The 21,115-nt window shown below is 44.1% G+C and carries 18 protein-coding genes; 17 read left to right on the top strand and 1 reads right to left on the bottom strand.

What is annotated here, in order from left to right; all coding sequences use genetic code 11:
• Nucleotides 1-15 precede the first annotated feature (15 nt).
• The 17 genes from AACU59_RS02105 (at nt 16) to pyrF (ending at nt 20,029) form a co-directional block, all read left to right on the top strand.
• Nucleotides 16-1,485, top strand: a complete 1,470-nt coding sequence (locus AACU59_RS02105; RefSeq protein ID WP_094144896.1) for a protein adenylyltransferase SelO — start codon at nt 16-18, stop codon at nt 1,483-1,485.
• Between the two features lie 117 nt (nt 1,486-1,602).
• Nucleotides 1,603-2,331, top strand: coding sequence for a response regulator (locus AACU59_RS02100; RefSeq protein ID WP_026028047.1), 729 nt, complete (start codon nt 1,603-1,605; stop codon nt 2,329-2,331).
• A gap of 2 nt (nt 2,332-2,333) precedes the next feature.
• The gene (locus AACU59_RS02095) at nt 2,334-3,788 is read left to right on the top strand and encodes an ATP-binding protein (protein ID WP_094144895.1); all 1,455 of its coding nucleotides are present in this window, start codon (nt 2,334-2,336) and stop codon (nt 3,786-3,788) included.
• Nucleotides 3,789-3,935: 147 nt separating this feature from the next.
• The gene (locus tag AACU59_RS02090; protein ID WP_094144894.1) at nt 3,936-5,189 is read left to right on the top strand and encodes an ABC transporter substrate-binding protein; all 1,254 of its coding nucleotides are present in this window, start codon (nt 3,936-3,938) and stop codon (nt 5,187-5,189) included.
• A gap of 683 nt (nt 5,190-5,872) precedes the next feature.
• The gene (gene tig / locus AACU59_RS02085) at nt 5,873-7,174 is read left to right on the top strand and encodes a trigger factor (RefSeq protein ID WP_094144893.1); all 1,302 of its coding nucleotides are present in this window, start codon (nt 5,873-5,875) and stop codon (nt 7,172-7,174) included.
• A 105-nt stretch (nt 7,175-7,279) separates the two neighbouring features.
• On the top strand, nt 7,280-7,906 hold the full coding sequence (gene clpP / locus AACU59_RS02080; protein ID WP_010317461.1) for an ATP-dependent Clp endopeptidase proteolytic subunit ClpP: 627 nt from the start codon (nt 7,280-7,282) through the stop codon (nt 7,904-7,906).
• An 83-nt stretch (nt 7,907-7,989) separates the two neighbouring features.
• On the top strand, nt 7,990-9,270 hold the full coding sequence (clpX, locus tag AACU59_RS02075; protein WP_010317459.1) for an ATP-dependent protease ATP-binding subunit ClpX: 1,281 nt from the start codon (nt 7,990-7,992) through the stop codon (nt 9,268-9,270).
• 120 nt (nt 9,271-9,390) lie between these two features.
• Entirely contained in the window at nt 9,391-11,742 is a 2,352-nt protein-coding gene (gene lon, locus AACU59_RS02070; RefSeq protein WP_094144892.1) for an endopeptidase La, read from the top strand.
• Between the two features lie 195 nt (nt 11,743-11,937).
• Entirely contained in the window at nt 11,938-12,210 is a 273-nt protein-coding gene (locus AACU59_RS02065; RefSeq protein WP_026027116.1) for an HU family DNA-binding protein, read from the top strand.
• Nucleotides 12,211-12,367: 157 nt separating this feature from the next.
• The gene (ppiD, locus tag AACU59_RS02060; protein WP_094144891.1) at nt 12,368-14,227 is read left to right on the top strand and encodes a peptidylprolyl isomerase; all 1,860 of its coding nucleotides are present in this window, start codon (nt 12,368-12,370) and stop codon (nt 14,225-14,227) included.
• 136 nt (nt 14,228-14,363) lie between these two features.
• Nucleotides 14,364-14,663, top strand: a complete 300-nt coding sequence (locus AACU59_RS02055; RefSeq protein WP_017044597.1) for a ComEA family DNA-binding protein — start codon at nt 14,364-14,366, stop codon at nt 14,661-14,663.
• A gap of 161 nt (nt 14,664-14,824) precedes the next feature.
• Complete coding sequence (gene cmk, locus AACU59_RS02050) at nt 14,825-15,505, top strand: (d)CMP kinase (protein ID WP_013857180.1); 681 nt, start codon at nt 14,825-14,827, stop codon at nt 15,503-15,505.
• Between the two features lie 103 nt (nt 15,506-15,608).
• On the top strand, nt 15,609-17,279 hold the full coding sequence (gene rpsA, locus AACU59_RS02045; RefSeq protein WP_013857179.1) for a 30S ribosomal protein S1: 1,671 nt from the start codon (nt 15,609-15,611) through the stop codon (nt 17,277-17,279).
• Nucleotides 17,280-17,355: 76 nt separating this feature from the next.
• Nucleotides 17,356-17,640, top strand: a complete 285-nt coding sequence (ihfB, locus tag AACU59_RS02040) for an integration host factor subunit beta (protein ID WP_010317449.1) — start codon at nt 17,356-17,358, stop codon at nt 17,638-17,640.
• A gap of 141 nt (nt 17,641-17,781) precedes the next feature.
• Nucleotides 17,782-18,057 (top strand): LapA family protein, encoded by a 276-nt coding sequence (locus AACU59_RS02035; protein WP_017044598.1) that lies wholly within the window; start codon nt 17,782-17,784, stop codon nt 18,055-18,057.
• Nucleotides 18,058-18,076: 19 nt separating this feature from the next.
• Entirely contained in the window at nt 18,077-19,246 is a 1,170-nt protein-coding gene (gene lapB, locus AACU59_RS02030) for a lipopolysaccharide assembly protein LapB (RefSeq protein ID WP_094144890.1), read from the top strand.
• A gap of 87 nt (nt 19,247-19,333) precedes the next feature.
• Nucleotides 19,334-20,029: an orotidine-5'-phosphate decarboxylase gene (gene pyrF, locus AACU59_RS02025; RefSeq protein WP_094144889.1), complete on the top strand. Its 696-nt coding sequence runs from the start codon at nt 19,334-19,336 to the stop codon at nt 20,027-20,029.
• A gap of 79 nt (nt 20,030-20,108) precedes the next feature.
• Here pyrF and AACU59_RS02020 read toward each other — a convergent pair whose 3' ends face one another.
• The gene (locus AACU59_RS02020) at nt 20,109-20,873 is read right to left on the bottom strand and encodes a hypothetical protein (RefSeq protein ID WP_013857174.1); all 765 of its coding nucleotides are present in this window, start codon (nt 20,871-20,873) and stop codon (nt 20,109-20,111) included.
• Nucleotides 20,874-21,115 lie beyond the last annotated feature (242 nt).

Below are 21,115 nucleotides of genomic sequence, written 5' to 3'. Positions count from 1 at the left end.
TTATGAGGACTTCGCATGTCGATTTGGGATCAAGTAACACTGCACACTCGCTATGGTGAATTACCCTCGGTTTTTTATTCTCAAGTGAACCCAGCGCCTTTAGACAATGTGCGTTGGGTTGCTTGGAATGCCTCACTGGCTGGCGATTTGTCTTTACCAACACAATCTAATGATGAGCTACTGCACAGCCTGTCTGGCCAAGTTATTCCCGCGCAATTTAAGCCATTAGCGATGAAATACGCGGGCCATCAATTTGGTATTTATAACCCTGATTTAGGTGATGGCCGTGGGTTACTGTTGGCCGAAATCGAGAGTAAAACGGGTGAAGTGTATGATCTGCATTTGAAAGGTGCAGGGCTTACGCCTTATTCGCGTATGGGCGATGGCCGCGCCGTACTGCGATCTACTATTCGCGAATACTTGTGTAGTGAGGCGATGGCGGGTCTTGGGATTGCAACCACAAGAGCATTAGCGATGATGAGCAGTGACACGCCTGTTTATCGAGAAAAACAAGAGCGAGGTGCGCTGCTGGTACGTGTAGCGCAGAGCCATATTCGCTTTGGTCATTTTGAACATTTTTTCTATACCAACCAATTAGCAGAGCAAAAGCAACTGGCTGATAAAGTGATTGAGTGGCATTACCCTGATTGCCTTACACAAGAAAAACCTTATGCGGCCATGTTTAGTCACATTGTTGAGCGTACTGCTAAGATGATTGCCGATTGGCAAGCGGTTGGATTTGCCCATGGTGTGATGAATACCGACAACATGTCTATCCTCGGTCAAACCTTTGACTACGGTCCTTTTGCTTTTCTCGACGATTATGAACCGACTTATATTGGCAATCACTCCGATTATCAGGGCCGCTACGCGTTTGATCAGCAGCCGCGTGTGGCGTTGTGGAACCTGTCCGCTTTAGCACATGCATTGTCACCGTTAGTGGAAAGAAGCGATCTGGAAGCGGCTCTCGCTCAGTTTGAAGCGCAGCTCGGCCGTTATTTTAGCCAGCAAATGCGTCGTAAACTGGGGTTGCTGACCTCTCTACCCGGTGATTCGGTGTTGTTTGAGCAAATGTTTGAGTTATTAACCAAAAATCACACCGACTACACTCGTTTTTTCCGGCAATTATCCAATTTGGATCACGAAGGGGAGCAACCTGTATTGGATCTCTTCATTGACCGCGGCACGGCACAAGTTTGGCTTGAACAGTATCTGGCTCGTTGTGAGCGAGAAATCGAAAGTTCGGGGAACGCGATTTCGATTGAGCAGCGCTGCGCAGAGATGAGAAAAGTGAATCCGAAATATATTTTGCGTAATTATTTGGCTCAACAAGCGATCGATAAGGCAGAACAAGGTGATTACCAACAAGTGCACCAATTAGCACAATTGTTAGCCAACCCTTATGCCGAGCAGCCGGAAAAGAGTCATTTTGCCCAGCTTCCTCCTGAATGGGGGAAAAAAATGGAAATCAGTTGTTCCTCATAAGTAACGCATTTTGTGATCTCTATCTAGACAGAATTCAAACTTTACATAAATATCAATAATCAAAAAAATGACCTATAGCTACACTAGGCCGATCAGTTGAAAATATGGATAGTGGACATGCAGGCAAGAACGCGCATTCTAGTCGTGGATGATGACGAAGAGATTCGGCAATTATTAGATGAGTACTTGACGAAGTCTGGTTTTGATATCGTCACCACCGCGGATGGCATCGAGCTATTAGCCTATTTGGAACGCAACAGTTATCCCGATCTTATTTTGTTGGATGTGATGATGCCCGGAGACGATGGTTTTACTTTATGCCAAAAAATCCGTCGTCATTCGAACGTTCCTATCATTATGTTGACCGCGGTTTCTGATGAAACTGACCAAATCATTGGTTTAGAAATTGGCGCGGATGATTATGTGGCGAAACCTTTTAACCCGCGTCAGTTAATGGCGCGCATCAAGGCTTTGCTGCGCCGGGTACAAGTCAATGATGAAAAAACAACCGATGCGCTGCCCAAACAGATTACGTTTGGTGATTGGCAACTCGATACCTTGTCACACCGAATTACACATCTAGAGCGTGCCGATGAGCATGACTTGTCGGGCAGTGATTTTGCACTACTGATGCTGTTTTTAACCCGGCCTAAGGAAGTGCTTGATCGCGATACCATCTCATTTGCTACTCGTGGACGTGAAGCGCTCCCTTTTGAGCGAGGTATCGACGTGCAACTTAGCCGTTTACGTCAGCGATTGGGTGATAGTGCAAAATACCCTCACTACATTAAAACCATGCGTGGCAACGGCTATATTCTGGCCGTTCCGGTCAGTTACGGCCATTAAAAATGACGCTAAGACGTCTCTTTTCACGCTTAAAACCCAACTCTCTTGTCTCACGAACACTGCTGCTGACTTTGTTGGCGGTGGTGATAGCGCAGGGCATTGCAACGGCGATTTGGTACAGCCAATCTAAACAAAAAGAGTTGGAAGGGATCAGTTCCGTTTCTTCTAGCATGGCAGGTATGTTTGCTTCCACCGTGACCTTTTTTCAATCACTGCCCGTCAAATATCGGCATATCGTGCTGGATCAAATTCGCAATATGGGGGGAACCCGTTTTTTTGTCTCATTCAATAAAGAGCCATTGACTGTGGAGCCGATTATCGATACGCCGCTCAAGCGAGCTTCAGTCGATGCAGTGAGGGAAGTGTTGCAACAAAAGCTCAATAACGTTGAGAGTATTCAAGTTGAATTTACCAAACCAGAACATTTGCGGTTACTAAAAAACGATATTTTTCTCAGCGACTTACCCAAGTCCTGGGCCTACCATACACTCACACTTGAACCGCTAAACCCGCCAGTGCTGGTGGTGCAAATCGAACTCTCAAGCCATGAATGGGTTTACGTGGCGGCGCTACTTCCCGCTCCATACGTGAAATTGGATGACACTCTACTAAGAAAAGAGCAGATCTTATTTCTCTTTTTTTCCACCACCATTTTGTTAGCGTTGACCTACTTGCTTATGCGCCGCCAAGTTCGGCCACTGAGAAATTTAGCCAAAGCGGCGAATGAGATGAGTATGGATATTGCCCAGCGTCCCTTGCGTGAAGAGGGGGCGACAGAATTGATTACGGCGACCCGCGCATTCAATCGTATGCAGCAACGAATTCGACGTTACGTGGCCGATAGAGAGCATCTGTTTTCGGCCATCTCTCATGATTTAAAAACACCCATCACCCGCTTACGCCTAAGGGCTGAATTGCTCGAAAGAGATGTTAAGCGCGAAAAATTTAACCGCGATCTCGATGAGCTAGAGATGATGGTTAAAGGGGCATTGCAGTGCGTGCGAGATACCGATTTACACGAAAATAACAGCAGTATTGATCTCAATGAGATGATTCAGACGATTGCTGAAGGGTACAACTTAACTCGCCAAGTGGTCCATTTTACGCCTACACAGCTTGAACCGATAATCGCTAAGCCTCTAGCTATTCAACGAGTATTGACAAACTTGATTGGCAATGGCGTGAAGTATGGTCAGCAAGTGTGGGTCAAGTTGGAAGAAAATCCAGAGTGGGTGGTTATCACCATTCAAGACCAAGGCCCGGGGATCCCTATAGATAAATTAGAAGCGGTCTTTGAGCCCTATTTTCGCCTTGCCGATGATGACCAAGGCCACGGTCTTGGCCTTGGAATATGCCGAAGTATTTTACATAGACACGGCGGAGATCTCATTTTACGCAATCCAGCTCATGGTGGTCTGGAAGCACAAGTCTTTATCCCACCTACGTTAGCGGTGTAGTGTAACGCTTTCGTTACGTTAAAATTACGGTTTGTTTCAACGAAAAAAATTTTCTTTGATTAGACTAGTAGGTAAACGATCAGCACTTTAATGGTTAATAAAAGTTTGCGAATCAGGTTTGCCGAATCAAAACCAAGGAAGATGATGATGAAATTTCATAACACTCTGCTTGCTTTATCTTTCCTCTCTGTCTCTTTCATCCCTTCGACTCACGCTGGTGAAGTGGAAGTACTCCATTGGTGGACTTCCGGTGGTGAAGCCAAGTCGATAGCTGTGCTCACCGAAATGTTGGAGCAGCAAGGCCATAGTTGGAAAGATTTCGCTGTCGCAGGTGGTGGTGGTGAAAGTGCCATGACGGTATTGAAAACGCGCGCGGTGTCGGGTAACCCACCGTCGGCGGCTCAAATTAAAGGACACGATATTCAAGAATGGGCGGGACTTGGTTTTCTCACGAATCTTAATGACGTAGCCAAACAGGGTAGTTGGGATGAAGTTGTACCACCGATGATCACCAATGTCATGAAGTGGAATGGCCAATATGTGGCCGTGCCAGTTAACGTGCATCGCGTCAACTGGTTGTGGGTTAACCCTGTGGTATTGGCTAAAGTGGGTGCTAAAGTGCCAACCACGTTAGACGAGTTTTTTGTTGCGGGCGATAAGATCAAAGCCGCGGGTTATGTGCCACTGGCGCACGGTGGTCAAGCTTGGCAAGACGCGACGGTTTTTGAAACGGTGGCGTTGAGCGTTCTTGGCTCACAAGATTACGTGAAAGCATTTGTTGAGCTTGATATGGCTGTGCTCGCGGGCGACAAAATGGTTGACGTGTTCAGCCAGTTTAAAAAAGTTCATGACTACATTGATGTTAACTCTCCGGGCCGTGATTGGAACGTTGCGACTTCAATGGTGATAAATGGTGAAGCGGCGATGCAGATCATGGGCGACTGGGCAAAAGGTGAGTTTACCGCAGCGGGCAAAGTTGCAGGTAAAGATTACCTGTGCGTGGCCGCGCCAGGTACGGCCGATCAATTTATCCATAATGTCGATAGTTTTGTCTTTTTTGAGCTAACTGATGCAGACAATAAGCAGGCGCAAAAAGCGTTAGCCGCCACGATATTAGATCCTCAATTCCAAGAGGTATTTAACCTCAACAAAGGCTCGATCCCGGTACGCACAGATATGAATATGTCAAAATTTGACCAGTGCGCGTTGGACTCAATGGCGGCCTTTAAAGCGACGGCTAAGTCCAACAACCTTGTGCCCAGTATTGCCCATGGTATGTCGACAACCAGCTATGCCCAAGGCGCGATTTTTGATGTCGTAACGAACTTCTTCAATGATCCGAAAGCGGATCCAAAACAAGCAGCACAAAAACTAGCGAAAGCGGTGAAAGCTGCGATGTAGCCCTAACCCCCAGAGTGGGTAGGTTTTTTAGCCTGCCTGCTCACCCTCTTCTTGTAGCACATCACTTTATGTGTGCTACTAACATAATCTGTTGGTTCTAACCAATTAGCGCGCTCTCCGATAAAGAGCTCGGGGGGAGTGCCCAAACTAGGCTTGCTGTTTGGGCGGAGGGTGCGCTTCCTTCCGGAGCTCATAATTCTACTTGTTTTCCTTTGGGTGATGTTTAAAAAGAGCGCAATTGTGGGGGGCAAAACAGGAGCAAGATCTCTTTTTACGCTTTTGGAGTAAAAAAAGCCTCGATTCCCTTGAAAAAGCCTTTATTGTCCCCATTTCAAAACTGTGCTTTTTCACGTTGGTTGAATTTTTAGCACTTAGAAAGCAATTTAGGGCATGGAATCATCTCTCTGCGGTGATTGGCTCGACAGCACGGATTCAGGTCGGTAGAATGTCGCGTCTAAATTTTCTGTCCTGAGACTAATCAGAGACACCTTTAAGACAGATTCGAGTCACTAAAGATGTCGCTTATTAGTCCAATGTTGGGTGTTTTCACCAATATTGATGCTGGTTTTAAAAGAAGTGTTCGGATAGAGCACAACACAAGGATGCAGCCAAGCACAAGGCATCGCCTAAGTTGCGGCTCATATTGCTCAGAAATACTGGGCCAGTTTTGAGGTTTATAAATAATGCAAGTTACTGTTGAAACGCTAGAAGGCCTAGAGCGCCGTCTGAATATTACTGTTCCTGCTGCTAACATCGAAGATGCAGTTACAAAAGAGCTACGCAATATCGCTAAGAATCGTCGTTTCGATGGTTTCCGCAAAGGCAAAGTGCCTTTGAAAATGGTTGCGCAAATGTACGGTAAAGCGGTACGTCAAGACGTCATGGGCGAAGTGATGCAACGCCACTTCATTGAAGCTATCGTAAAAGAGAAAATCAACCCAGCAGGCGCACCAACATTCGCACCAGTTTCTATCGAAGAAGGCCAAGACCTTGTTTTCAATGCAACTTTTGAAGTATATCCAGAAGTTGAGTTAAAAGGTCTAGAAAACATCACTGTTGAAAAACCAGCGGTTGAAGTGAAGGAAGAAGATGTTGCTGAGATGCTAGAAACATTACGCAAGCAACAAGCAACGTGGAAAGAAGTAGACGCAGCTGCGGAAGCGGGTTCGCGCGCGACGATCGATTTCGTTGGTTCTATTGATGGCGTTGAGTTTGAAGGCGGTAAAGCTGAAAACTTCCCTCTAGAAATGGGTGCAGGTCGCATGATCCCTGGTTTTGAAGACGGTATCGTTGGCAAAACCAAAGGTATGGAATTTGAAATCGACGTTAACTTCCCTGAAGATTACCACGCGGAAAATCTAAAAGGTAAAGCGGCGAAATTCGCAATTAAAATCAACAAAGTTGAAGTGCGTGAATTACCAGAGTTAAACGACGAGTTCGTTGCCAAATTTGGTGTCGCTGAAGGTGGCGTTGAAGCGCTGAAAGCTGAAGTTCGCAAGAATATGGAACGTGAACTTAAGCAAGCAGTAAAAAACCGCATTAAAGAGCAAGCGATTGAAGGTCTAGTAAAAGAGAACGATATCAATGTTCCTTCTGCACTGATCGATCAAGAGATCGACGTACTGCGTCAACAAGCTGCGCAACGCTTTGGCGGTAACCCAGAAGCGGCCGCTCAACTACCACGTGAATTGTTCGAAGAACAAGCAAAACGTCGCGTAGTGGTTGGTCTACTTCTTGGTGAAGTGATCAAGTCTGAAGAGCTAAAAGCTGACGAAGATAAAGTGAAAGCATTGATCGAAGAGATGGCAACAGCGTACGAAGATCCAGCTGAAGTAATGGCATACTATGCTCAAAATCAGCAAATGATGAACAACATGCGTAACCTTGCTCTAGAAGAGCAAGCAATCGACGCGATCATTGCTAAAGCACAGGTTTCTGAAAAGGCTGTTAGCTTCAATGAGCTAATGAACCAGCAACCTGCTTAATAAGCAATATGTAGCGTAGGTGGTTGACTACAGGTTAACTATTCTGCTAACAATGGTCCGTGTGATACCCATCATTCGGGCCATTTATTTTAGGGACATAACAATATGAGCTACCAAGAAAAAAACGCAATGTCGCCAATTTTTGACGCGCTAGTACCCATGGTGGTTGAGCAGACTTCCCGCGGTGAGCGCTCATACGATATTTATTCTCGCCTACTCAAAGAACGAGTCATTTTCTTAACGGGTCAAGTTGAAGATCACATGGCTAACCTTGTTGTAGCGCAGCTGTTGTTTTTAGAATCGGAAAACCCTGATAAAGATATTTTCCTCTACATCAACTCGCCAGGAGGTAGTGTGACTGCTGGTATGTCAATTTATGACACCATGCAGTTCATCAAGCCGAATGTTAGCACTGTTTGTATGGGCCAAGCTTGTTCAATGGGAGCATTCCTATTAGCTGGTGGTGCTCCGGGTAAACGTTATGTGTTGCCTAACTCACGCGTGATGATTCATCAGCCGTTAGGTGGTTTCCAAGGCCAAGCTTCGGATATCCAGATCCATGCTCAAGAGATCCTTACCATCAAGCAAAAACTCAACAAATTGCTTGCTGAGCATACAGGCCAACCGCTTGAAGTTATCGAGCGTGATACCGACCGTGATAACTTTATGTCTGCTGACCAAGCTGTGGAATACGGTTTAGTCGATGCAGTCTTGCGTCACCGCGGCGAATAACAGTTCTCAGAATTGTTTAACGCATTTTGGCGTAATTTGAGTTACACTCAGACGATTAAAAGTAAAGGCTAAGAGGTTAGCGAATGACAGACAAAAGCAAAGAGAGCGGTAGTAGTAAACTGTTGTATTGCTCTTTCTGTGGCAAAAGCCAGCACGAAGTTCGCAAGCTGATCGCCGGTCCTTCTGTTTACATCTGTGATGAATGCGTTGATTTATGTAACGACATCATTCGTGAAGAGATTAAGGATGTTCTGCCAAAAAAGGAATCTGAGGCGTTACCTACGCCGCATAAGATCCGTGAACATCTTGATGACTATGTGATTGGCCAGGAACATGCAAAAAAAGTGCTCGCAGTGGCCGTATATAATCACTACAAGCGTTTACGAAACGGTGATAAAACGAGCGATGGGGTTGAGTTAGGTAAGAGTAATATTCTTCTTATTGGCCCAACAGGTAGTGGTAAAACACTGCTTGCAGAAACATTAGCTCGTTTCCTAGACGTACCTTTCACAATGGCAGACGCCACCACATTAACTGAAGCAGGCTATGTCGGCGAAGATGTTGAAAACATCATCCAAAAGCTGCTGCAAAAATGTGATTATGACGTTGCAAAAGCGGAACGTGGTATCGTCTACATCGATGAAATTGATAAGATTTCTCGTAAAGCAGAAAATCCTTCAATTACCCGAGATGTCTCAGGTGAAGGGGTTCAGCAAGCGCTGTTGAAATTAGTGGAAGGCACTATCGCTTCAGTTCCGCCCCAAGGCGGCCGTAAGCATCCACAACAAGAGTTTTTACAGGTAGACACATCCAAAATCCTCTTTATCTGTGGTGGTGCATTTGCGGGCCTAGATAAAGTGATTGAACAACGTGTTGCGACAGGCTCAGGTATTGGCTTTGGTGCAGAAGTTCGCTCTAAAGATGAAACCAAAACTATCGGTGAGTTGTTCAATCAAGTAGAGCCTGAAGATTTGGTAAAATATGGGTTGATCCCTGAATTTATCGGTCGTCTTCCCGTAACGGCTACCTTGACAGAGCTGGATGAAGAAGCACTGATTCAAATCTTGTGTGAGCCGAAAAACGCGCTGACGAAACAGTACGCAGCCCTGTTTGAGTTAGAGGACGTTGACCTAGAGTTTCGTGAAGACGCATTGCGCGCCATTGCAAAAAAAGCAATGAACCGCAAAACGGGCGCACGTGGTTTACGCTCTATATTGGAAGGCGTACTACTCGAAACCATGTATGAACTGCCGTCGGTAAACGATGTTAGCAAAGTGGTTATCGATGAATCAGTCATTAACGGTGAATCACAACCGCTACTAATTTATAGCGGAAATGAGAGCCAAGCGGCTGGTGCAGAGTAAATCTCAATCAGAAATATTTAAAGGAGGTAGCAAATACCTCCTTTTTTTTATTCTGTTATTGAATCCAGTCAGTTAGCCCCCATATACTCGGTAATCAGTTGAAGCGGAAGAGAGAATAATATGAACTTGGAACGTTCCGAGCGTATCGAGATCCCCGTACTACCTCTACGTGACGTGGTGGTTTATCCTCACATGGTCATTCCTTTGTTTGTTGGCAGAGAAAAATCAATCCAATGCCTCGAAGCGGCAATGGATAACAACAAGCAAGTGTTACTTGTGGCACAAAAGCAAGCGGAAACCGACGAGCCGAAAATTGAAGATCTTTTTGAAGTCGGCACGGTCGCAACGATTTTACAACTTCTGAAATTACCTGACGGTACCGTGAAAGTGCTGGTTGAAGGCCAACAGCGAGCGAAAATTGATCGCTTCATCGAGCGTGAATTTTTCTCCGCAGAAGCGCAGTATCTTGTCACTCCTGAGTTGGATGATAAAGAGCAGGAAGTCGTCGTTCGCAGCGCAATCAACCAATTTGATGGTTTTATCAAACTCAACAAGAAAATCCCACCTGAAGTATTAACGTCGTTAAATGGGATTGATGAAGCAGCGCGTTTGGCGGATACCATCGCCGCTCACATGCCATTGAAATTGATTGAAAAACAAAAAGTTCTCGAAATTGTTGATGTCAGTGAACGTTTGGAATTTTTAATGGGACAAATGGAAGCGGAGATCGATCTATTACAGGTTGAAAAACGCATTCGTGGTCGCGTTAAAAAGCAGATGGAAAAATCTCAGCGTGAGTATTACCTCAACGAGCAGATGAAAGCGATTCAGAAAGAATTAGGTGAGATGGATGACGCACCTGATGAATTTGAAATGCTGAAGAAGAAGATTGATGATTCCAAAATGCCGCAGGAAGCGCGCCAAAAAACGGAACAAGAGCTGCAGAAATTAAAGATGATGTCTCCAATGTCTGCAGAAGCAACCGTTGTGCGTAGCTATATTGATTGGATGGTCAATGTTCCTTGGGCAAAACGTTCAAAAGTTAAGAAAGATTTGGCAAAAGCTGAAGAGATTTTAAATGCCGATCACTACGGTTTAGATCGTGTCAAAGAGCGTATTTTAGAATATCTCGCGGTACAAAGTCGTATCAACAAGCTGAAAGGGCCAATTTTGTGTCTTGTTGGTCCCCCGGGCGTTGGTAAAACGTCTCTTGGCCGCTCGATTGCGGCGGCAACAGGTCGACAATATACCCGTATGGCGTTAGGTGGAGTGCGTGATGAAGCAGAAATTCGTGGTCACCGCCGTACTTACATCGGTTCTCTTCCGGGTAAGTTGATTCAAAAAATGGCGAAAGTTGGCGTGAAAAACCCACTGTTCCTGCTTGATGAAATCGACAAAATGTCTTCAGATATGCGTGGTGACCCATCTTCCGCATTGTTGGAGGTGCTTGACCCTGAACAAAATAGCACCTTTAACGATCACTATTTAGAAGTGGACTATGACTTGTCTGATGTCATGTTTGTTGCGACATCAAACTCAATGAACATCCCAGGTCCGCTGCTTGACCGTATGGAAGTTATCCGCCTTTCCGGATATACAGAAGACGAAAAGCTGAATATTGCTAAACGCCATCTAGTGACTAAGCAAGTTGAGCGGAATGGTTTGAAGCCTCATGAAATTGTTATCGAAGATTCAGCCATCATTGGTATTATCCGTTATTACACACGTGAGGCGGGCGTACGAAGCTTAGAGCGAGAGATTTCAAAAATTTGCCGTAAAGCGGTGAAGAAAATCTTGTTGAATAAAGACATAAAAACCGTGGTAGCCAACCAAGAGAATTTAAAAGAGTTTCTAGGTGTGCAACGTTGTGATTTTGGCAAAGCCGACGACAGTAACCAAATTGGCCAAGTCACAGGTTTAGCATGGACAGAAGTAGGCGGTGATTTGCTGACTATTGAAACCGAATCAATGCCTGGCAAAGGCAAGTTGACGCAAACTGGTTCTCTGGGCGAGGTGATGCAAGAATCCATTCAAGCTGCGATGACGGTGGTTCGCGCACGCGCCGAGAAATTAGGGATTAACGCTGATTTCTATGAAAAGCGTGACATTCACGTTCACGTGCCAGAAGGCGCAACACCAAAAGATGGCCCAAGCGCGGGTATTGCTATGTGTACGGCGCTTGTCTCTAGCTTGACGGGTAATCCTGTGAAAGCGGAAGTCGCGATGACGGGTGAGATAACGTTGCGTGGTGAAGTATTACCTATCGGTGGTTTGAAAGAAAAACTGCTCGCAGCACATCGTGGTGGTATCACCACCGTATTGATCCCAAAAGAGAATGAGCGTGATTTGGAAGAGATCCCTGCAAATGTGATTTCTGATCTAAAAGTCATTCCCGTTCAATGGATTGATGAAGTTTTGAAGATCGCACTTGAACGAGACCCTTCTGGGGTTGAATTTGAAGCTAAAAAATAGTGATGTGCAGCAAAAATAAGTAAAAGATCACGCTGATAGGCTTAAAAAGGCTTGTCAGCGTTTTTTTTGGGCGCTAACGTAAGCCCCTATAGCTTGCAGCCCAGATGTAATAAGGCTTCAAGCTAGTTTGGGAACTTAATGGAACGAAAAGTCACCGTTAAAAAATAATAATGGGTGACGCAAAGGGGAATCACAGTGAATAAAACACAATTAGTAGAAAAAATCGCAGAAAACGCTGACATCTCTAAAGCATCGGCAGGCCGTGCTCTTGATGCATTCATCGAAGCCGTTAGTGGCACTCTTCAATCTGGCGATCAAGTAGCGCTTGTTGGCTTTGGTACATTTAGCGTTCGCACTCGTGCAGCGCGCACGGGTCGTAACCCTAAAACGGGTGAAGAGATCCAAATCGCAGAAGCAAAAGTACCTGCTTTCAAAGCAGGCAAAGCGCTTAAAGACGCTTGCAACTAATCAAAATCGTTATTTTTTGCGGCTTAAGCGCAAAATTAATTCGAACCTTTTGAAATTATGCGCATCCTACTGATGCGCATTTCTTTTTCTGATATTATCGCGCTATTCAATTTTTAGGCTGAAGTGTGAAGCTTCTTATCCGGAGAGCAGTTAGATTATGATGGATCGATTACGCGAAGGCGTGAACAGCATCGCGGTGAAAATTATTCTAGGAATGATTATCTTATCATTCGTATTCGCAGGTGTCGGTAGCTACTTGGTCAGCGGTGGCAGTAATGCTGCGGCCAAAGTTGGCAATAGTGAGATTGGCCGTGGTGAATTTGAACAAGCGTACCAGAACGAGCGCAATCGCATGCAATCCCAATTAGGGGATTATTTTGCTAACTTGCTCGCTGATCCTCAGTATGTCGAGTCATTTCGTAAGTCAGTGCTTGATCGTATGGTTAACGATTTATTGTTGGAGCAGCATGCACAATCACTAGGTTTACGAGTGAGCGATGATCAGGTTCGTAAAATGATTTTAGACATGCCTCAATTCCAGACTGGCGGTAAGTTTGACCAAGAAATCTATCAAGCGGCTCTTCGCCGTGCAGGTTTCTCTGCTGAAAGCTTTGCAGAATATCTACGTCGCGATCTTATCCGTAACCAGTTACTTAGTGCTATCCAAGGTAGTGAATTTACGTTGCAGGGTGAGGTTAATCAGCAAAGTGAACTGATCTCTCAAACCCGTGATATCCGTGCGCTCACATTGTCACTCAGCGACTTTGCTAAAAATGTTGAGTTGAGTGATGAAGAAATTACTCAATATTATCAACAAAATGCAGAGCGCTATACCCGTCCAGAGCAGGTTAAAGTGGCTTATATCGAGCTTTCTGCCCAACAATTGAAAGACCAAATTGTAGTGTCTGATGAACAGGCCGAGCAGTACTACCAAGAGCATTTAGACAAATACTCCACTCAAGCACAGCGTAAAGTAAGCCATATTTTGGTTCAAGGTGATGATAAAACTAAAGCGCAGGCGATTCTCGATGAACTGAATGCTGGCGCTGATTTCGCGACTTTAGCGAAAGAAAAATCAGAAGACGTAGGAAGCGCAGAAGAGGGTGGTTCGCTAGGTTGGATTGAACATGATGTGATGGACCCAGCTTTTGAACAAGCAGCCTTTGCTATCGAACAGATAGGGGATATCACAGGGTTGGTCAAATCTGAATTTGGCTATCACATTATCCGCCTTGATGATGTTAAAGCCCCTATCGCACAGCCCTACGCACAGGTTGCCTCTGAAATCAAAGCTGAAATGGTAGACCAAAAGGCCGCTGATCAGTTTTATGAGTTGCAGACTAAGCTAGAAAAAGTGGCATTTGAATCACCTGACTCTCTGGATGAAGCAGCAAACGCTATCTCAGCTAAGATTCAGAAAACCGATTTTATTTCTCAGCAAGATGCGCCGGAAATTCTTAAAAATCCAGCTGTTCTTCAAGCTATTCTAAGCCCAGAGGTAAAAGAAGATAGGCTCAATTCTGAGGTATTAGAAGTTGCCCCAGAACACGTTATCGTTGTTCGTGTTGATGATGCTCGGGAACAAATGGTTCTTCCTTTGGCTGAAGTGAAAGAGCAAGTGGTTGCTCAGCTTTCTAAAGTCAAAGGCGAACAACAAGCGATTGAGTTAGCCACAAAATTGATTGATACCCTAAAGAAAGGTGACCAATCCTTATTGGAACAGCGTGTGTTAAAATTTGCTGAGTTGGAAATGATTGATCGTAGCTCTCCATTGGCGAGTACGGTGTTTTCTCTCCCTAAACCCGCTACAGATAGTGTGGTTTACGGTCAAGCGAAAGCAATGAACGGTGATATTGTTCTTGTTGAACTACATAAGGTTGAGGCTAAAGTCACACCTCAGTACAACGATCAAATTACGGCTCAGTTAGAGCGCATCGGTAGCCAACGTGATTTGGCTGCGATACTTACAACTTTGCGTAAAAATACAGACATTGAATATTATGTTGTGAGCCAATAAAGGCTAGTAATGTAATTGATATGAAACTCAAAATGGGCTGCTTATGCAGCCCATTTCAATTTCTACCTTTTTGATTCCCTCTCATTTCCAAGCTCAATTAATATTGGTACCCATTAATAAACAAGGAAATGTTCATATGAAATTGAAAACAAAACTCGGGTTGTTACTTCTAAGTATCGTATTGCCTCTTTCACCGACATTAGCAGAAGAAAAGGTGGTAGAAACGCACCAAGGCATTGAAATTACGGTTAATATAAATCAGGCTTCCGCTGAGGAAATTGCTACTTTGTTGAAAGGTATTGGACTTAAAAAAGCACAAGCGATTGTTGAATATCGTCAACAAAATGGCGATTTTAAAACCAAAGAAGATCTGAGCTTGGTGAAAGGTATTGGTGCCGCTACTGTCAGGCAAAACGCTGAGCGTATCATTTTATAAAAGTCTCTATCAAAAGCGTCGCCCTCAAAGCGACGCTTGTATCACTGTGAAATTTCAGTCATATCACCATTCCTTCCTAGCGCCTGTAACGGATAAGCACTATAATTTGTCGCCGACAAAAGCGAGCAAGCAAGCCGCATAAAAACTAAGTGGAGTAAATCATGTCCTCTCACACTCCGGTAATTACCGTAGATGGACCAAGTGGTGCAGGTAAAGGCACTCTTTGTATGTTGTTGGCTAAGAAATTAGGCTTTCATTTGCTCGATTCTGGAGCTATTTACCGCGTTCTTGCATTGGCGGCGATTCACCACGGTGTGGATACGGAGTCGGAAGAAGCGCTTGTTCCTCTGGCGACACATTTAGATGTCCAATTTATCGCAGAAGGCGACTTGGTTAGAGTGATTCTTGAAGGTGAGGACGTATCGAAAGAATTGCGCAAAGAAGAGACAGGAATGGCGGCATCAAAAGTAGCGGCATTGCCTAGAGTTCGTGAGGCATTATTACGTCGCCAACGAGCCTTTGCGAAAGGGCAGGGACTGGTTGCTGATGGACGTGATATGGGCACAGTTGTGTTTCCTCAAGCAGAAGTGAAAATATTCCTCGATGCCAGTGCGCAAGAGCGAGCCCAACGTCGCTTTAAGCAGTTGCAACTCAAAGGGCTAGATGTTAAATTTGACGCCCTTTTAAGCGAGATCCAAGAGCGTGACGACCGAGATCGTAACCGCCCAGTGGCCCCATTACGCCCTGCAGAGGATGCGCTATTGCTTGACTCAACCTCAATGTCTATCGACGAAGTTGTAGAAGAAGCATTACAATACGTAGAATCTAAGCTGGCAGAATAGTTCTGCTAGGTAAGAGCGTCGGTCGCAAGGATGATGACTGGCGAATTTAATAACCCCATGCGGTAGGATACCCATGGAAGTTTAATTATTGAAGATTAAATAAATGACTGAATCTTTTGCTCAACTCTTTGAAGAGTTTTTAAACGAAACACAATTTCAACAAGGTACAATCGTTAAAGGTACTGTAGTCGCTATCGAGAATGGTTTCGTTCTTGTTGACGCTGGTCTTAAGTCTGAGTCTGCTATCCCTGCTGAACAGTTCAAGAACGCTGCTGGCGAACTTGAAGTTGAAGTTGGTTCTGAAGTAGACGTTGCTCTAGACGCTGTTGAAGATGGTTTCGGTGAAACTCAACTTTCTCGTGAGAAAGCTAAGCGTCATGAAGCTTGGATCGTTCTTGAGAAAGCTTACGAAGAAGCTGAAACTGTTATTGGTATTATCAATGGTAAAGTTAAAGGTGGCTTCACTGTTGAACTAAACGGTATCCGTGCTTTCCTTCCAGGCTCTCTTGTTGACGTGCGTCCTATCCGTGACACTACTCACCTAGAAAACAAAGAGCTAGAGTTCAAAGTTATCAAACTAGACCAGAAACGTAACAACGTTGTTGTTTCTCGTCGTGCTGTTATCGAATCAGAAAGCAGCGTTGAACGTGACGAACTTCTTGAAACTCTACAAGAAGGCACTGAAGTTAAAGGTATCGTTAAGAACCTTACTGACTACGGCGCATTCGTTGACCTTGGTGGTGTTGATGGTCTTCTACATATCACAGATATGGCTTGGAAACGCGTTAAACACCCATCAGAAATCGTTAACGTTGGTGACGAAATCCTAGTTAAAGTTCTTAAGTTTGATCGTGATCGTACTCGCGTATCACTAGGTCTTAAGCAACTTGGCGAAGATCCATGGGTAGCTATCGCTAAGCGTTACCCAGAAGGTCATAAACTATCTGGCCGTGTAACAAATCTAACTGACTACGGCTGCTTCGTTGAAATCGAAGAAGGCGTTGAAGGTCTAGTACACGTTTCTGAAATGGATTGGACTAACAAGAACATCCACCCATCTAAAGTTGTTAATGTTGGTGACGAAGTTGAGGTTATGGTTCTTGATATCGACGAAGAGCGTCGTCGTATCTCTCTAGGTCTTAAACAGTGTAAAGCTAACCCATGGCAGTCATTCGCTGAAGCGCAAGCTAAAGGCGACAAAGTTACTGGTAAGATCAAGTCTATCACTGACTTCGGTATCTTCATCGGTCTAGACGGCGGCATCGACGGTCTAGTTCACCTATCTGACATCTCTTGGAACGTTCCTGGAGAAGAAGCGGTACGTGATTACAAGAAAGGCGATGAAATCTCTGCAGTTGTTCTAGCAGTAGATGCAGAGCGTGAGCGTATTTCTCTTGGCGTTAAGCAAATGGAAAACGACCCGTTCAACGCATATGTTGCTGATAACAAAAAAGGTACTCTAGTTAACGGTACTGTTACTGCAGTTGACGCGAAAGGTGCTACAATTGAACTTGTAGACGGCGTTGAAGGTTACATCCGTGCTTCTGAAGCATCTCGTGACCGTATTGAAGATGCGTCTCTAGTCCTAAGCGTTGGTGACAGCGTTGAAGCGAAATTTACTGGTGTAGACCGTAAAAACCGCGTAATCAACCTATCTATCAAAGCTAAAGATGAAGCTGATGAGCAAGAAGCAATGGCTACTCTGAACAAAGCTGATGAAGGTGCGTTTGGTAATGCTATGGCTGATGCATTCAAGGCTGCTAAAGGCGAATAATCTAACTCGCTAAAAGGGGCCGTAAGGCTCCTTTTTTTTCAGTTAGTGCCTACTTTGATAAGTAATGAGGGAAACTATGACTAAGTCTGAATTGATAGAAAGACTCTGTGCTGAGAAAACGCACCTATCTGCTAAAGAAATTGAAGACGCTGTGAAAGATATTCTTGAACATATGGCATCAACTTTAGAAAGCGGAGAGCGAATCGAAATTCGCGGATTTGGTAGTTTCTCTTTGCACTATCGTGAGCCTAGAGTAGGTCGTAATCCTAAAACCGGTGATAAAGTGGTGTTGGATGGCAAATTCGTCCCTCATTTCAAGCCAGGTAAAGAGTTGCGTGAGCGAGTTAATGAGAATATCTAAAGCGATTTAGAGAGTATTCTAAAAAACGGCATACAGTTTAAGTATGCCGTTCTTTTAAGAAAGGAATCCATAATAGACGTGGTTTGTAAGGCCATTTTCCTGCATAATCAGACCAGATCAATACTGGATAGGTAGTGGCATATGAAAATTATAAAAATCGTTCTAATTCTTGCACTTTTTTTGATTGCTTTAGCATTAGGGGCTCAAAATCAAGCAGTTGTGACGTTTAACTATTTGATCGCTCAAGGCGAATTTCACCTGTCTACTTTACTTGGCACTGTCTTTGTCTCTGGTTTTTTACTTGCTTGTTTGCTTGGCAGTAGCTTCTACTTCAAGTCTCAGTTGCAAGTTAGAAAGTTGAATAAGCAACTGAAAAAGCAAACAGCAGAGAACAGCTCTGTAACAAGTAAAGCGTAGTGAAATAAAGGCTGACTTGATGTTAGAAATTCTCTTCTTGCTATTACCGATTGCCGCCGCCTACGGCTGGTATATGGGAAATCGCAGTGCTCAGCAAGATAAGCAGAAACACTCTCACCAAATTTCTCGTCAGTATGTGACGGGTCTTAACTTACTGCTTTCTGATCAATCAGATAAGGCCGTTGACCATTTTATCGAGCTACTCCAAGTAGACAATGAAACGATTGATACCCACTTAGCGCTGGGCAACTTATTCCGTTCAAGAGGAGAGGTTGATCGTGCTATCCGCATCCATCAAAATCTCATATCTCGTTCAAGTCTTACTATTGACCAAAAAAATCTCGCCTTACAACAATTAGCAAAAGATTATATGGTGGCAGGCTTTCTCGACCGCGCTGAAAAAATATTTGAACAACTGATTGAAGAGCCCGAACACAAAGAAGCGGCGTTGCAACAATTGGTTTCTATTTACCAACAAACTCGAGAGTGGCATAAAGCTATCGATTATGCCTATGCGTTGGTAAAATTAGGTAGAAAAAGGATGCACAGTGTTATAGCCCATTTTTGGTGTGAACTTGCAATGCAAGAGAAGGCTGAAGGACGCGATAGCAAAGCGATTCAATATCTTAAAAAAGCGCTGTCTGAAGATCCGAAGTGTGTACGCGCAACGATCTCTTTAGGTAAGCTGTATCTTGAAAATGATGACTACCATCATACAATCCAGTATATGCAGATGGTCTTGGAGCAGGACATTGATTTTATCGGCGAGGTATTGCCGACGCTTGCTGAGTGCTATCACCATATTGGGAAAGAGGGTGAACTTGTTGAGTTTTTACGCGAGTGCATTATCAATGAAGCTGGAGTGTCAGCTGAACTGATGCTCGCACAGTTGGTGGCACAACATGATGGTGCTGGAGCTGCACAGGAACTTTTGACACGGCAATTGGTTAAAAATCCGACCATGAAGGGTTTCTACCGTTTAATTGACTACCATCTCATCGAAGCAGAGGAAGGTCGAGCGAAAGAGAGCTTGTCGACCTTGCAAAAATTGGTAGGTGAGCAACTAAAAGTAAAACCTCACTACCGATGCAGAAAGTGTGGTTTCTCAACCCATTCTCTCTACTGGCACTGCCCATCATGTAAGAATTGGGGTTCAATTAAACCTATCCGTGGTTTGGATGGTGAATAGAGTTCATGTACTGGAGTTACTGATCGACTCGAAAACTGCAGCTTATGAAAGCTGCATTTTTTTAGCTTAATTATTTTAGGAGTGAAAATGAAAGACCAGAGAGTAATTGTCGCGTTGGATTATGAGCAACAAGCGGAAGCGTTAGCTTTTGTTGATAAAATTGACCCCAGCAGCTGTCGATTAAAAGTGGGTAAGGAGATGTTTACCCTGTTTGGTCCCGATTTTGTGCGTGAGCTACACAAAAGAGGTTTTTCGGTATTCTTAGACCTAAAGTTTCATGATATTCCCAACACGTGCTCTAAAGCCGTACGTGCGGCGGCTGAGCTTGGCGTATGGATGGTGAATGTTCATGCCAGTGGTGGGGAGAGAATGATGTCGGCGTCTCGCCAGATTCTTGAACCTTATGGTTACGATAGACCACTACTTATTGCTGTCACAGTACTAACCAGTATGGAACAATCTGATCTTCGTGGTATTGGCATCGATGTTGCGCCTAAAGAGCATGTAATGCGTCTGGCTAGCCTAACTCAAAATGCAGGGTTAGATGGAGTGGTATGCTCAGCTCAAGAAGCGCACATGCTTAAGAGCCATCTTGGTCAAGAGTTTAAATTAGTTACGCCAGGGATCCGCCCTATTGGTTCTGAAGTAGGAGATCAAAGACGTATTATGACTCCGAGTGAGGCCATAAAAGCTGGTTCAGATTATCTAGTCATCGGTCGCCCAATTACTCAGGCAACAAGACCGGATGAAGTCCTAAAAGCGATAAATGATACGTTAATTTAAATTAATGTTTTCTTTACGTTGTTGTATGAAAAAGGTCGCTTATGCGACCTTAAAAATATTTCCTAAGCAAAAAAATGGGCTACCATTTTTTCTTTTCACCAAACAGTGCTTCCATATCACTATTTCTCTCGTTATCTTCAATTTGTTGAAGATCTGTTGCACTTTTTGTTTGGCGTCGTTTTTCTAAGTCATCATACATTGACTGAAGTTTTTCACGAGCTTGATTGGAATAAGCATCATTTTTTGAACTCAGAACATCGATCCCTTTACGCAATAGCTGAATCGCAGTTCCGGGTTGCCCACGAACGATCGAATCATTTGCTCGCTTAACAACATTTTCAATGTTGATTCGAATTTGTATTGTTTCTAGACGCGCATTTTCAGCGACGTAAGATTGTGTTTCAAAACGTCCTTTATTGTGCTCACTACGAATCGTGTCTCTTAAACGTTTCACTAGTTTAAGCATAATCAAAGCTTGTTTATCGCTGGTGGGTACTTTAAACGTTGTACTGTCACCACCTGGGTGGTTTTCTTGTAAATGCTTAATTTGCCCTTTCATATGCTCAATGCGTTGTGCCAACTGCTTATTTTTCGGGTCAAGCTCATACATACTAAGCAGGGCATCAAGGATACGGGTATTTAAACACACTAAGAGTTCTTTACTAAACGGCATGTGGTGTGCGTTGCCGATAAGGTCTTCTGTCGCATCAATAATGGCGATATATCGAGTCGACTCCTGCTTTTTAGCTGACTCGACCTTTACTTTGTATTGAAGCATGATGTTATAGCCAAGGACTAACACCAGCAAAACTGCTACAAGAGCAATGATTAAACCTATATTCATATAATCCGTATCTTTATTAGAATTCAGTGGCTCGCAATTAAGAATACACGATCCTTAGTTATCACTACACCTTCAAATTGACTATTTTTATTATTCCTGTTTTAACCCCTAAAAACTGCCTTTTATTGCTTAGATTGGGCGATAGTTGGCAAAAATTTAGTCAGCTACGCAAAATACTTACTTTTTTCTTCGCTCTTGAATCATCAAGCTTTGAATTGAGAGTGTTAAGCGTTATAACTAAT

Source organism: Vibrio sp. V23_P3S9T160, assembly GCF_963886625.1.
Taxonomy (GTDB): domain Bacteria; phylum Pseudomonadota; class Gammaproteobacteria; order Enterobacterales; family Vibrionaceae; genus Vibrio; species Vibrio anguillarum.
Note: the sequence above shows the minus strand (reverse complement) of the source record. Positions and strands in the feature narration are given on the sequence as shown.